12 protein-coding genes are annotated in these 13,700 nt (G+C 47.6%); 4 read left to right on the top strand and 8 right to left on the bottom strand.

From position 1 onward, the window contains the following. Positions 1 to 65: 65 nt before the first annotated feature. Positions 66 to 1,286 carry a Coenzyme F420 hydrogenase/dehydrogenase, beta subunit C-terminal domain gene (locus NDA02_RS17980; RefSeq protein ID WP_190793708.1) on the top strand — a complete coding sequence of 407 codons (1,221 nt, stop codon included), beginning with the start codon at positions 66 to 68 and terminating at the stop codon, positions 1,284 to 1,286. 146 nt (positions 1,287 to 1,432) lie between these two features. Here the strand turns inward: NDA02_RS17980 and NDA02_RS17975 are convergent, their stop codons facing one another. Beyond that, positions 1,433 to 1,732, bottom strand: coding sequence for a hypothetical protein (locus NDA02_RS17975; protein ID WP_190793709.1), 300 nt, complete (start codon positions 1,730 to 1,732; stop codon positions 1,433 to 1,435). A 704-nt stretch (positions 1,733 to 2,436) separates the two neighbouring features. Between NDA02_RS17975 and NDA02_RS17970 the strand changes: the two genes are divergently transcribed. Beyond that, positions 2,437 to 3,594, top strand: coding sequence for a hypothetical protein (locus NDA02_RS17970; RefSeq protein ID WP_199296775.1), 1,158 nt, complete (start codon positions 2,437 to 2,439; stop codon positions 3,592 to 3,594). Between the two features lie 336 nt (positions 3,595 to 3,930). Here the strand turns inward: NDA02_RS17970 and NDA02_RS17965 are convergent, their stop codons facing one another. The 3 genes from NDA02_RS17965 to NDA02_RS17955 all read right to left on the bottom strand — a co-directional run bounded on the left by NDA02_RS17965 (position 3,931) and on the right by NDA02_RS17955 (position 6,131). Further along, on the bottom strand, positions 3,931 to 5,070 hold the full coding sequence (locus NDA02_RS17965; RefSeq protein WP_199296776.1) for a cytochrome P450: 1,140 nt from the start codon (positions 5,068 to 5,070) through the stop codon (positions 3,931 to 3,933). Positions 5,071 to 5,182: 112 nt separating this feature from the next. Continuing rightward, complete coding sequence (locus NDA02_RS17960) at positions 5,183 to 5,638, bottom strand: small multi-drug export protein (RefSeq protein WP_190793913.1); 456 nt, start codon at positions 5,636 to 5,638, stop codon at positions 5,183 to 5,185. Positions 5,639 to 5,747: 109 nt separating this feature from the next. Beyond that, positions 5,748 to 6,131: a hypothetical protein gene (locus NDA02_RS17955; RefSeq protein ID WP_242067529.1), complete on the bottom strand. Its 384-nt coding sequence runs from the start codon at positions 6,129 to 6,131 to the stop codon at positions 5,748 to 5,750. A 703-nt stretch (positions 6,132 to 6,834) separates the two neighbouring features. Here NDA02_RS17955 and NDA02_RS17950 point away from each other — a divergent pair. Continuing rightward, positions 6,835 to 7,353 (top strand): DUF1993 domain-containing protein, encoded by a 519-nt coding sequence (locus NDA02_RS17950; protein WP_190793915.1) that lies wholly within the window; start codon positions 6,835 to 6,837, stop codon positions 7,351 to 7,353. 240 nt (positions 7,354 to 7,593) lie between these two features. Here NDA02_RS17950 and NDA02_RS17945 read toward each other — a convergent pair whose 3' ends face one another. Together NDA02_RS17945 and uvrC are read right to left on the bottom strand one after the other, a co-directional pair. Continuing rightward, positions 7,594 to 8,922, bottom strand: a complete 1,329-nt coding sequence (locus tag NDA02_RS17945) for a HAMP domain-containing sensor histidine kinase (RefSeq protein ID WP_348255591.1) — start codon at positions 8,920 to 8,922, stop codon at positions 7,594 to 7,596. A gap of 8 nt (positions 8,923 to 8,930) precedes the next feature. Beyond that, positions 8,931 to 10,856, bottom strand: a complete 1,926-nt coding sequence (uvrC, locus tag NDA02_RS17940; protein WP_190793917.1) for an excinuclease ABC subunit UvrC — start codon at positions 10,854 to 10,856, stop codon at positions 8,931 to 8,933. Between the two features lie 258 nt (positions 10,857 to 11,114). Here uvrC and NDA02_RS17935 point away from each other — a divergent pair, with 258 nt between their 5' ends. Beyond that, the gene (locus tag NDA02_RS17935) at positions 11,115 to 11,357 is read left to right on the top strand and encodes a DUF4926 domain-containing protein (protein WP_348255589.1); all 243 of its coding nucleotides are present in this window, start codon (positions 11,115 to 11,117) and stop codon (positions 11,355 to 11,357) included. Positions 11,358 to 11,653: 296 nt separating this feature from the next. Here NDA02_RS17935 and NDA02_RS17930 read toward each other — a convergent pair whose 3' ends face one another. Together NDA02_RS17930 and NDA02_RS17925 are read right to left on the bottom strand one after the other, a co-directional pair. Then, entirely contained in the window at positions 11,654 to 12,346 is a 693-nt protein-coding gene (locus NDA02_RS17930) for a Rho termination factor N-terminal domain-containing protein (protein ID WP_348248300.1), read from the bottom strand. Beyond that, positions 12,343 to 13,686 carry an AAA family ATPase gene (locus NDA02_RS17925; RefSeq protein WP_348248299.1) on the bottom strand — a complete coding sequence of 448 codons (1,344 nt, stop codon included), beginning with the start codon at positions 13,684 to 13,686 and terminating at the stop codon, positions 12,343 to 12,345. The genes NDA02_RS17930 and NDA02_RS17925 overlap by 4 nt, the downstream gene beginning before the upstream one ends. Positions 13,687 to 13,700: the final 14 nt, after the last annotated feature.

Raw genomic sequence — 13,700 nt, 5'->3', positions numbered from 1 at the left:
CGCCACGGTGAACAGTCTCTACGGTATTGTGATTGAGAGACGCTCATGTTAATAAATTTCTTTCAATGACTGCTATTACTCCTGATTCCCCCCAGCATCAAAACAAGCATCAAAAAGCGAAGGCACTGAAGCCCGGTAGCCGCCGTCCGGCAAAAGAACTGTGCAGCGAATGCGGGTTGTGTGATACCTACTATATTCACTACGTTAAAGAAGCCTGCGCCTTTATTAATCAGCAGATTCCAGAGTTAGAAGCGCAAACCCACGGGCGATCGCGCAATCTGGACGATCAGGACGACTGGTATTTTGGCGTGCGGCAGGACATGATGGCAGCCCGCAAACAGCAGCCGATCGACGGAGCGCAGTGGACGGGCATCGTGAGTTCGATCGCGATTGAGATGCTGAATCGGGGCATGGTGGAAGGCGTGGTGTGCGTCCAGAATACGAAGGACGATCGGTTTCAGCCGCAGCCTGTGATTGCCCGCACGCCAGAAGAGATCTTGGCAGCGAGAGTAAATAAGCCAACCCTGTCGCCCAACCTGTCGGTGCTGGAGCAGGTGCAGCAGTCGGGCATGAAGCGGCTGTTAGTCATTGGCGTGGGCTGTCAGATTCAGGCACTTCGCGCTGTAGAAAAGGAGCTTGGTTTAGAAAAGCTCTATGTGCTGGGAACGCCCTGTGTGGACAATGTGACCCGCGCCGGACTGCAAAAATTTCTCGATACCACCAGCCGATCGCCCGAAACGGTGGTGCATTACGAATTCATGCAGGATTTTCGGGTGCATTTTAAGCACGAGGACGGGTCGATCGAGAAAGTACCGTTCTTTGGACTCAAAACCAACCAGCTGAAGGATGTGTTCGCGCCGTCCTGCATGAGCTGCTTTGACTATGTGAATTCGCTGGCGGATCTGGTGGTGGGCTATATGGGCGCGCCGTTTGGCTGGCAGTGGATTGTGGTGCGAAACGATTGCGGTCAGGAAATGCTGGATCTGGTGATGGATCAGCTTGACACGCAGCCTGTAATGTCGCAGGGCGATCGAAAAAATGCCGTGCAGCAAAGCATTCCGGCTTATGACAAAGGCGTAACCCTGCCAATGTGGGCAGCAAAACTGATGGGCGTGGTGATCGAAAAAATTGGTCCCAAAGGGCTGGAATATGCGCGTTTTTCGATCGATTCTCATTTCACGCGCAACTATCTGTACACCAAGCGCAACCATCCCGAAAAGTTAGAGGCTCATGTGCCGGAATATGCAAAGCGCATTGTTGGGCAGTATGAGCTACCGAAGGAATAGGGCGATCGAAGCAAAATTGGAGGACGAAGGGTTGCGCGTGACAACGCTGGACAGCCCCCTAAATCCCCCAATTCTGGGGGACTTTGAGGGTTGAGGAGGTTTCTTGGCAGGGATGTAGTTATCCCGTAATTCGGCAGCGATCGCTCCTACAGGGGAATAGTCTGGATGGTGATGGGATACCAGCGCTTGTAGAGCCGGATCACTTCACCTTTGTGGAACTGAATAATTCCTCCCTGAGGAGAACTGCTTTGGATCACGGCATTCTCAGGTACAGGAATCGGTGGACTCCAGGCGTAGCTGTCACAAAAGCCTCTGCGCTCTAGCTCAATCACACACTGATCCACGCCCGCAGGCTTGCCGATCAGCGCAAGTTTGACCGCTTCTCGATCGCATCGGTCGCGCAAGGTTTGACCGATCGCAGATTGCGGTTCGGTAGGGTAAGTCATATTCAAGATCTCCGAGGGTATAAGAACCCTAGAGATAAGAGCTGAATACTGTTAAACAAGACTGACAAGCCAGAACTTATAATCGTTCTAGCCTTTCAGACTGCTCGTACCAGTCCGGGAGGTTAGCTGGCTTTGAGTGGTGCAAACACTCTTAGTCAGCGATCGATACTCTTTGTGAGTGTGAGTCGATCGACTCCCTCAGTCCATCTCTAGGAAGGGTTAGTGACTCACTTGTTGCAATGGAAGGAGCCACTCGTTCAAGCTATCAGAGTTTTTCTTCGATCGCAATACTAATGTTTGGGGCGATGCGAAGCAGTTCCCCTTCGGGGTAATCGTGATTGATCAGAAATAGCTTTGGTCTAGGCTGTAATTCGATCGAAATACCCTTGATTCAGGCTAATTGCGTTTTTAGAATCTTAGGCAGAATAAAAGGCAAAACAGACCGAAGAAACGCTCTCAGGATTCGGGCTAATGGCTGAAATCAGGGGGATTATGCGGAAACTATGTCGAGCTAATGTCCAATTGGAGCGATTAGACAGAATTCACTCAGCCTAATTGCCTCTACAGGGTAGATAGCCCGAACGAGTTCAGCCTAAATAATAGTTATACTGCTGAGTTCTTGGTGTGAGCAGTTACCTGAAGGTGATCTGTTAGACTCTAGTTTCCCAAGAATTTATTTAGGGATACAGCAAACGAAGGTCACTATGGCAGAAGATAAAGTTGTGCAGGTGCAAGAAGTTTATGAGCCTAAGATTATCGATGATTTTCAGTTAGCTGGACTTGCTGCTGAAACAATCTTGCCAGGAAAAGAAGGAAAAGTAATTCAGAAAATGTTCACTTCTTCTTTAGATGAACACTTTCCTCTCTTTGCAACGCAACTTCTGTCTCCAATTCTTGGGACAGATCCTGGTTCATTTCTTAACTCACTTTTGGTACTTATTAAACCTAATAACAAAGCTTATGTCTACCAAAAATTTCCTTTTGGTGTGACAGCAATTTCTAAGACTCCTATTGAGCCATATCGAGCCGTTTTTAAGAACAATTTGGCGGATATAATTGCGGTTTTCTTTCAAGATATTGTAATTGATTTGAATCCAGAAGACGGAGACAGGATTGTCTGGCTGTTCCGCGAAAACTGGCATTTTGGTCTGTTTTTTGATTTGAGTGGAAATCTCAATGGTCGTTCAACCTTAAATGAAATGGGGGCGTGTTATAGGAGGCTTGCTTACCTTAGCGAATATTTGTTTCTAGAGAACAGCAGTAATTTTAAGCAAATGGTAGAGGATGGCTGGTTTCCCTTCGTAGCTATCATTAATAACGGCATGGAAAAAGTACAACTTTACTATCAGGAAGGCGGAAAATATCCCTCCATATTACAAGAGTTGATAGATTCATTTAATGAGCAAAGAATATCAACTCTCATATCAAACTGGTGGCAGAATTCTCTTTTCGCTAGAAATAGAAAAATTATTCAGGCTGGGATTAACAGTTATTTGACCAACACAGAAGATGGTTATATTAGTGCTGTTAAAACTTTGGCGACTGAATTGGAAGGTATTATTAGAGTTGCTTATCATCAAGACTTCGGCAAAAAACCAAATTTTAGAGAATTAAAAGAATACATATCAAATCAAGGAAAAAATAAGTTTAGTAGTCTAGGTTCTTTGTGTTTTCCAGATAAGTTTCTAGATTACCTGAATGATTATGTATTTAGAGATTTTGATGTTCAGGCAGGTTATGCACCTGAGAGCAGGCACTCTGTTGCACACGGGGTAGCGCAGGACGATGTATATACTCAGGAGTTTGCTCTAAAGCTGATTCTAACGCTTGATAACATCTACTTTTTCTTGGGAAATCGTTGATCTAATTCAATTATCTTCGTGTCATTACTTAGAAATTACCGCAGTATAACAATTCGGGGGCAGCGGACTAACCGAAGCCGCTTGAGTTGGATGCCAAGGTGCCAGCAACCGCTGACCAGAACCGTTAGCTGGCTTCGTTCAAAAACTTTGCACTCGTAATCCAATGAGCGATCGCCTTGGTAACTCTTTGACAATCGCTCAGAGTGTTTTGTCAGATTACTGGCTTAACAACGTTTGCAGCATTTAGAAGTTCTCGCTCCCATTTATTGGTTGCCGAGCGATCGCATCTATCTGTACCAAGGATAACGATATATCAGATAGCTCAGCCTCTGATGGTTAAAGCAGGACAGGCAAGGACTTAACGCCATGCACCCCCGTTGAGGGAATAAATTCCAGCGTGGCGTTTGGATCCATGCGTAGATTGGGCAGGCGTTCTAGCATTGTACTCAGCACGATTTTGCCTTCTAGACGAGCTAGGGGCGCACCCAAACAAAAGTGAATGCCATTACCAAAAGCCAAATGTGGATTAGGATCACGATCGACGACAAATTCATCAGGGCGATCAAACTGAGACTCATCCCGATTGGCTGACCCCATCCAAACGATTACCATTTGTCCTGCCGGAATCGTCTGTCCTCCCAGTTGGGTTTCGACTTTAGTAAACCGTTCTATCCCCTGGATTGATGATCGATAGCGCAATACTTCCTCGATCGCTAATGGCAGCAATTGAGGCTCCTGCTTCAACCGCTCATAGGCTTCTGGATATTCGTAAAAGCAAAGAATGGCATTCCCCAGCAAGTTGGTTGTGGTTTCATTGCCAGCTATTAGCAGCACCATGCAGAAATCCACCAGTTCTTGAGCCGTCAGCGCTTCACCAGTTTCGTGAGCGGCAATTAAATCACTGATTAAGTCTTTGCCAGGATGCTGTCGCCGTTGATCTAGCAAATGCCGGAAGTAGTCAGCCATTGCTTTCAGTGCGCTCGTATCATACACGACAATGCCATCTGACCATTGTTTAAAGTCATCGCGATCTTCAATCGGAATACCCAAGATTTCAGCGATCGCAATGATTGGCAGTGGAATTGCCAAGTCATGCATGAAGTCTATCCGCTCTTGACCCTGAACTTTATCGATCAATTCATGGGTAATTTGAGTAATACGCGGTGCTAGTTCTTCTACCCGACGAGCCGTAAATACTTTGCCAACAAGCGATCGCAGCGACTGATGTTTGGGCGGGTCGGTGTAGTTCAGGCTTTGGGTTAAATCGGTTTGCTCTGGTGGATGGGGGATTTTTGATGAAAACGTTTGCCAATCTGCAAATATTCGTTTCACATCTTCGTAGCGAAATACCATCCAGCTTTGCTGCTCTGCGTCATAGAACACGGGCGCTTCACGACGCATTTTGGCATACCAGGGAAAGGGATTGCCAAACAGTTCAGTCATTGGTGTTGTAATCGATGGTTGATTGGCTTGCATGATCAATTTTCCTGTACATGAACAAACAATTTGCAGATTGAACCGAGCCAGATTCTCGCGATCTGACGGATAGGTGACAAACAAGTTAGAAACTGAATGTTGGAGTTGGAGCTTAATGGTGCATGAACCAGCTCATACCAGAAGCGATCGCCACAGCCGTAACCACGCCATAGAGAGTGATGCCAATGAATGAAAATAGGAGTATTCGCCTGGGATGGATACCGATGATGGGGCTAACAACGGCGATCGTCCAACTGCCAAGAATTGGGGTCATAAGAATCAGAAACCAGGCTCCATAGCGATCGAAAGCGTGTTTTACTCTTTGTCCACCCCGTCTTTCCATCCGCAATAACCAAGCGCGTAATTGAGGAACACGCATCAGGCGGCTATAGCCCCACAACAGCAGAGGGATGGGCGTAAAGTTGCCCAATACTCCCCAAACCACCGATGAAACCGGATCCAGTTTCATTGCCATCCCCGCTGCGACTGCAGCGTAAACCTCAAAATAGGGAAAAAATCCAACTGACCAGGTTGTGAGTGCTTTGGTCATGTACTGAATAATCGGCATGATGAGTATGCAATTTAAGGTGGTAAATCACAAAACATTTGCAGGACAAATTGACTGAATGAACTGGAATCATCAGCGTTGAATCAACAGATTGAAAAAATTAGCTAACTCATTGGTCGATTCGTGTCATCGCAAGCAACGTTTCCACAACCTGAGTGAGACGAGGTTCGTCTAGAGTGCCAACCTGAAACACTTCTGAGAGCCACAAACCATCGGTCGCCAACAGAATAATCGTTGCTTTTGTGGGATCAATCCCACTAGTTTCAATCCGCTGTCGCGACTGCTGTTCGTAGGCTTTGGCAGCTTCAAATAGATTAGGCGAGTCAGCCGCGATCGAAGTAAGACGGGCAATTAATGCTAGCGATTGTTTGCTAAAGCGTAGCGTTGCTCGAATGTATGCCCGCACCCACTGTCCTGGTGTTCCTGGTGCATCATCCTGGTCAAACTCAGTTTGCAGCACCGTTTCAAAATCCTGAATCAGTTGCTCAACCATACCTCCCATCAACGCATCTTTGTTAGGGAAATGATAGAGTAGCCCTCCCTTACTGACTCCAGCTTGTTGTGCAACAGCATCTAGCGTTAACGCCTCAACACCCTTGTCAATTACAACTTGACTGGCAGCTCGCAGAAGTATTTCACGAGTAGCTGATCGAGATTTTGACTTTTTGGTAGTAGCCATAGAAATGACCAAGAAAGTAGCAGGAAACGTAGATGCATTACACTCTTGAACAATCAAGAGCTAGATTGCCAAAAGCGTGGAAGTGCCTATAAGTTAACTGTACCGTCTGGACGGTTTTTATGTCAACCATTCATAGCATTTCAATTTTTGCTGGCTACAAATTCTGATGCTGCAACCATCTGGAAAGACATCCGCAATCCAGAATCGTAGATTTAAAGTCTCAAATTGGTATAGCTCATCAATTGTTATCGGTCGATTCTCAGAAAATTTAGACTGAGGCACATTCATGAAAGTAATGGGTGAAGGCTAATGTAAGAGGGCGATTAGTCATGGTAGTACGGTAGAGGCTTGTTTTTGAACTTGGGTGGTGGCAGCCAGCTAGCATGTCATGGCAGCGGACTGCTGGTTCAAGCTGGCGGTATTACCAAGTTCCTATCAACCGCTGCATTTGCCGTTAGGCTGCAGTCTATTCTAAGTACAGCTAGAATTCATAGAATAAATATTAAGGAAGCACAAAATGCAAAGTCAGAATATAGATTTAATCCGAAACCTCTTTCAAAGCCGCTTAGCAACTCTTGAGCATCTCTTGAAGTCAGCTCAGACTCACTTTTGTGATGACGAGTCGTTCCTTCAAAAACGCATTGCGGTTGATATGCTTCCCTTCGGTACACAGATTGCTTTCACCTGTAATCAACCACGTAACTTTGCTCTTTGGTGTGATGGCAAACCTGCAAATAATCTAGATCCAGACGTCATATCTCTCACGCAGGCATACGAGCATATAGCAAACACTAAGGAACTTCTTTTGGGTGTTAACGCTGAAGATGCAAAGCTAGCTGAGGTGACGCGCATTGACTTGGGCCAGAGCCTTTACATCGAGTTGCCTGGTAATGCCTACATAAATGAATTTCTAATTCCAAACTTTTACTTCCATATGGTCACGGCTTACGATATTCTTCGCATGGCCGGTGTGCCAATTGGAAAACGAGATTACATGCTGCACTTGGTGCCATTAATCAGAAAGAATGAAGCCTAACTATTCAAATGCAGCGGACGGTCAAGAGTTACTCGCGCTAAATTTGGAATTATTGCCGCCGCCGATTTGAGTTGTTATACCGCCAGGCGATCGGTTGGGTTATTCCTTGGAGACAGTCGGTTAGCATTAAGCATCAACTTGAAATACAGGTCTTGCACTTATGGCAATTTCTGTTCAATCCAAAGTCAATAACCCTTGCATCATTACCAATAGCTCTCGAATGTCCGCTTCAACGCAGGGTTATACCGGAATCGTAATTCGTGTTTCTGTTCGCATCGGCAGCGTCACTGTAAAAGTCGTGCCTTGATGTAACGTGCTTTCGACCTGGATTTGACCATGATGATTTTCGACAATAACTTTGGCGATCGCCAATCCCAGTCCTGATCCGGTGGTCTTTCCAGGAGGTTTACTGCTATTGGAACTCCGAGCCGGATCAACGCGATAAAAGCGATCGAATAAGTGGGGCAGCGACTCTGCCGGAATGCCAATGCCCGTGTCTTTGACCTGCACCTGGAGAATGCCGTTTGGTTTCAGTCGTTGCAGCGTCACTTCGACTTTGCCGTCCGCAGGAGTGTATTGAAGCGCATTGCCGATCAAATTGGTGAACAGACGAGAGATTTGGTCTCGATCGCCCTGCATTCGGTAGCCTTCTTTGTGAGTTGGGGGATTAAAGCTGAGGGCAAGGTTTTTGTCAGTGGCGATCGCCTGCTGTTCTTCGATCACTTCTTTCAGCAGGTAGTCCAGGTCGATCGGGTCGGACTTCAGGGGAGCAAGGCTGCTATCCTGCCGTGCCAAAAATAGAAGATCGTCTACCAGTCGTCCCAGGCGGCGCGTCAGGCGTTCGATCACCTGAAGCTGATCTTGCTGAAGCGATGGATCGGGGTCTGCCAGGGCAACCTGTACATTCGTTTGAATCACGGCGATCGGGTTTCGCAGCTCGTGGGACGCATCCGCCGTAAATTGACGCAGTCGCTGATAAGAGTCTTTCACCGGAGCCATTGCCAACCCTGAAAGCAGCCAGCCAATTCCCGCAACTGCTATCAGTCCTGCGACCATCCACAGGCTCAAATCCACCATGAGCTGTCGCGTTGGCTTTGTCACCTCAAACCAGGGATGGCTCACCCGCAAATAGCCCAACACCTGTCGCCCCACCTGGACGCGCTGCGTTACCTGCCGGAGAAGCTGATCGTCCTGGACGCGCACCGTTTCACCGCTGCTAGGATGCACAGGCACGTTGAGCGGCACAGAAAACGTAGACCACAACACTTCCCCAGTTGGGCTGAACCACTCCAGATCGATATGGTCATCATCGATCGCCTCTGCATTGCTGCGAAAACTGGCCTCTAGATTAATTTTGAGGCGCGGATTTGCCAGCAGATCGTCAGGATTCACAGGTTCGATCACGAGCGATCGCTGCACGACCTCGACCACATGACTGAGGGTGTCATCGATCCGCTCAACCAGGGTATTTCGCACATACCCATAAACACCGATCGCAAACAGCAGCAGCAGCACCGCCGTTACCGCCGTGTACCAGAGTGCCAGCCGCCGCCGAGTTGCCTGAAACATGGGATTTCTCAGCTCCCTGGTGATGCCACCACGTCTTCCAGATCCTCCTCGGACTGAAGTTCAGGATGGAAGTAGTCGTAGATTTGCTGCGCCAGCTTAGGACCAATCCCCGGTACTTCTGAAATTTGCTTCGGGCTTGCTTCTCGCAAATAATCAATCGATCGAAAATGTGCCAGCAGCTCTTTCTGGCGATGGTGTCCCAGTCCAGGAATCTCATCTAAGCGGGAACGCCGCATTCGATCGCTGCGCTGCTGTCGATGGAAGCTGACAGCAAATCGGTGTGCCTCATCTCGCAGACGACGAAGGAGCTGGACTCCGGGCTGTTCGGCTTCGGTTTGCAGTGGCAACGACTCACCGGGCAGGAAAATCTCTTCCCGCTGCTTTGCCAAACTGACGACCTTGACATCTTCCAGCAAATTCAAGTCCCGCAGCACTTCTACCACGGCTGAGAGCTGACCCTTCCCGCCATCGATCATCACCAGATCGGGAAAATCGGGGTTGCCGACGCGCTTAATATTCGGGTCTTGAGCATACTTGCGGAACCGTCGCCGAATCACTTCTGCCATGCTCGCAAAGTCATCCGAGTGACCCGATCGCACCGTCGGATTCTTGATTTTGTAGTGACGATAGTGCTGCTTGCCGGGAAGTCCATCGATAAAGACCACTTGGGAGGCGACCGCATCCGACCCCTGAATGTGGGAAATATCGTAGCCTTCGATGCGGTGGGGCAGATCGGGCAAATCCAGAATCGTCGCTAGATCAAGCATCGCCTGATTGTTGCGATCGGCAAATCGCTGGGTCCGGGCAAGCTCATAGCCAGCATTGCGCTCAACCATCTCAATCAGGTCTGCCTTGGTCTGTCGCTGCGGCACATAGATATTGACTTTGCGACCCCGGCGATCGGACAGAAACTCAGACAGCATCTCCTGTTCCGGTAGCTCATGCTGCGTCAAAATCTCGGCAGGAATTTCCACTGGATCAACCGTCGAGAAATGCTCTTCCAAAACGCGCTGCAAAATCGCGCCCGGTGTCCCCGACTGAGCATCTGCCACAAATCCCAATCGACCGACCAAACGACCCGCCCGAATTTGGAACAACTGCACGCAGGCATGGTGGTCGTCTGCCATCAACGCGATCGCATCTCTGGAGACCGTATCGTCTGGCAGTGCCACCTTTTGATCAGCAGTCAATGCCTCAAGTCCGCGAATCTGGTCCCGGAGCCGCGCGGCATGCTCGAAGTTCAACGCCTCGGCAGCCTTCTCCATATGCTGCGTCAGAATTTCCTCGAGTTCAGTCGTCCGTCCCTGGAAGATCATTGCGACCCGCTGCATCATCTTGCGATAGTTTTCCGTGTCCACCATCTTCTGACAAACGCCCAGACAGCGACCAATATCGAAGTTGAGACAGGTTCGATCTTTGTGTAACGGCTGAGGACGCTGACGCAGCGGAAAGATCCGCTTCACCAATCGCAGGGTACTTCTGAGCGCATAAACATCTACATAAGGACCGTAGTAGCGATCCTGCGCCTTGCCCGATCGCCGATTGCGCGTAATAAAAATCCGGGGATATTCCTCTGACCAGGTAATGCAGAGATAGGGATACTTCTTGTCGTCCTTCAGCAGCACATTGAAGTGAGGCTGGTGCTGCTTGATTAGATTCGCTTCCAGCGCAAGTGCTTCGGCTTCGGTGTCGGTGACGATAAACTCAATATCCATCACCTGCCGCACCATCAGCGCAATCCGCTCGTTGTGGCCGCTATGCTCCCGGAAATAAGAACGCACCCGCGCCCGCAGTTTCTTGGATTTGCCGATGTAAATAATGCGATCGTCCGCATCGCGCATAAAATACACCCCCGGCTCAGGGGGAATTTCTTTAAGGCGGGCTTCCAAACGATCGGGATCTTTAACGAGGGGGATGGGTTTGGTAGTCGTCACAGGCGATCGGGGGTGAGGATAGGGGCAAATATCCGCTTAGGTCTGCTCAGGTTTGTCCAAAAACCTAGAGCATCCGTACTTTTAGGATACTGCGATCGAATACCCTGTGCCGAGGGGGAATGTCCGATTAGGAATGGGTGGGGAGTTCGACCGCAAAATAGAAGTGCAACTCTGCGGAGTGGCTGGATCGTTGAGCATGATTCAGAGGTTCCAAAATTAACAACCTGCTATCCTTTGTAGGTATTGGAGGGAATCAGCGTGGGAAACAATACAGTGAAATTACTTGACGTTGTTGCCCTGACCGTCGATTTGCCTCATTACAATTTGTGGCGAGGGCAAGTTGGAACCGTAGTTGAGACATTAGCCGACGGTGCAGCGTTTGAAGTGGAATTTAGCGATCGAGACGGCAGAACCTATGAGTCCTTAGGTTTACGTCCAGAGCAGCTTATGGTGCTAAGGTTTGAGCCTGCATCGCCTGAGCCGGAAGTAGCTAAGGTTTAGTACGTTATTCCTATTCCTGCTTCGCTTACTGGAACTGCTCTAAAAGTTTGTTGATGAACGCTTCGCCGTCGATCGCTGTTGTAGGATTCAAGGCTCCGAGCGTCGCATCAGTTCTTGCCCGAGCTCACTTGCCCTATTTGGATTTGGAGCGATCGCAGCGTAATTTCCAGGATTTCTATGAGAACTCCCTCAGTATCGATTCAACTCGATCGGGCAATTCTGGTAACAGGCGCAACTGCTCAGGAGATTGCAGGGGCGATCGGGCAAGCAATCTAAACTCCAGTATTTATATCTGGCTATTTCAAGGGAGTACTCAACGCCTCAACAAGATCATCCTTTTTCATTTTGCTGATACCAGCAATTCCTCGTTTCTTCGCCATTGCCTTTAAGTCTGCCGTTGACATTGTTTTGAGAATGCCAGCATCGGCAATTGTATCGGGCATCGGCTGAGGGGTTAGATAGAATATCTCCTTTAGAGCGTCGAGCTTTTTGCCCTTCGTGATGCCACACTTTAAGTTAATAATCGGGTCTAACGTTTTCCAATACTGGCGAGGAGCCTCATCAATGCGATTTGTAGCTACTGCAAGTTTAACGGTTTTAAGAACGCTTCCCGGTTGTTCAATCAGGTATTCCAACCCTGACTTGATATCATCTCTAGATGCCTTCGAGAGGTTAATCTTTGGTATGTCTTCACCCGCAAGAACTTTGACGACTTCAGCCGTTTCACTACTATCATCGGCAATGATGCACCAGACACGCTCTAAACCAGCCTCTTCTGCAACTGCATAAATGAATGAGTTACCGATTACCTGATACTTATCTTCACCAGTTTCCTTGACAATGACTGGAACCCAGTTTTTACCGCCTTTTTGATTAAGCAGATGAGCAGAAGCTTTGATTAAAAACTCTGGAGCATTAGTTCCCTCACCAATCTCAATTTCATCTACGTACAAGTGCATTAAATTTCCAACATCATTGAGATTGCTCATTGTAAGAAGTACTCCTTGGCTAGATTCTTGTAATATTCATGAGCGGATCGATCGCGATAAACCGCAGGCGTGCGAGAGAACGCAGCACTTGCAATGTTTGCATAGCTCGGCACCTGTGGAATGTGGAGGTCTTTCTTAGCGTTGGTGTATCTTGGATAAAAGTAAGGTAATAAATCAAATCCATCCCTCTTAGCAGCCCTGAGAATATTGGTAATTTCCTGTTGAGCAACTGCCAATTGCGGAGGCGTAATCTTTTCACCGTTAAAGAAGATTGGTAATGGAATAGGAGTACCATCACCTTTCTTATTCTGCACCTCGGGAAAGAATTGCTTAATTGCAATTGCTGCGTTTTCCAAGGAAAAAAGATTATTGTGCTTTGTAGGAATGAGAATTACATCAGCCGCATAAACAGCAAGTTGGCTGTATATTCGCCAGTTAGGTGGTGAATCTATCAAGATATAATCATATTCCTGCCTTGCAAGTTCTAGCTTTCGATGTAACGCGTTGTGTTTTAGCCGTCTCCGAAGTTCCTCTTCAGATACATCCACCATTGTTGAATCGGCTGGAATTACATCAAATCTAAGTTCTGACTTAACCTTCTTTAAAGGAAACTTGTAAGGATGTAGAGTACTTTGAATTTCTACGCCTCGCTCCGTAAGAGCCTCGAAAACAGCACCATTGCTTAAAGGAAGTCCCAACGAACTTGTTAAATCCTGCTGATTTGGGTCAAAGTCAATTGTGAGAACCTTCTTTCCTAGAAAAGCTAAGATGGCTGCTAGGTTAACTGTTGTTGTTGTTTTTCCTACTCCTCCCTTGTTATTATAGACCGCGATCGTCAAAGCCTTTGCTGGGCTTTCAATTCTTGCCCGCATCGTAGCAACAATTTCGTCAATATTTTCCCTATTTAGGGAGAGACATTGAGTTGCAGGATAAATCACCTTTCCATGCTTGCGAAATAGCTGAATATGACAAGAGTTAGTAATAATTCCCCACTGTGCGGTCTGGTGGCAGTTGGGAGCAAGGAGATACTGCTTCAGTTGCTTAACAGTGCTTCGATATTGTGCGGAATCACTAGACAGATTTACATCCCTTCCCTTTAACTCTAAAAGAAGATAAGGATTAGATTTGGTGGATAAAAAAATATCGTCTCCAATAGTTTTTCGTGCTGCTTTATCAACCTTGTTTCCATTGCCATCAGGATACTGGGGATAAATTTCCTGGGATTGAAATCCTAATGCCTCAAGCAACTGGCTTGAAAAATGTTGATCAACAATCGCTTCTATAGAATTATCAGGAAGGCTTTGTAGGGCGGATTGAAGACTGGTGGTTGTCATGCTCATAATGTGGGGGTTGC

Origin of the sequence: Leptolyngbya sp. ST-U4 (assembly GCF_039962215.1) — a bacterium.
Lineage (GTDB): Bacteria > Cyanobacteriota > Cyanobacteriia > Elainellales > Elainellaceae > Leptolyngbya_A.
This window is presented reverse-complemented; position numbering and strand designations above follow the sequence as displayed.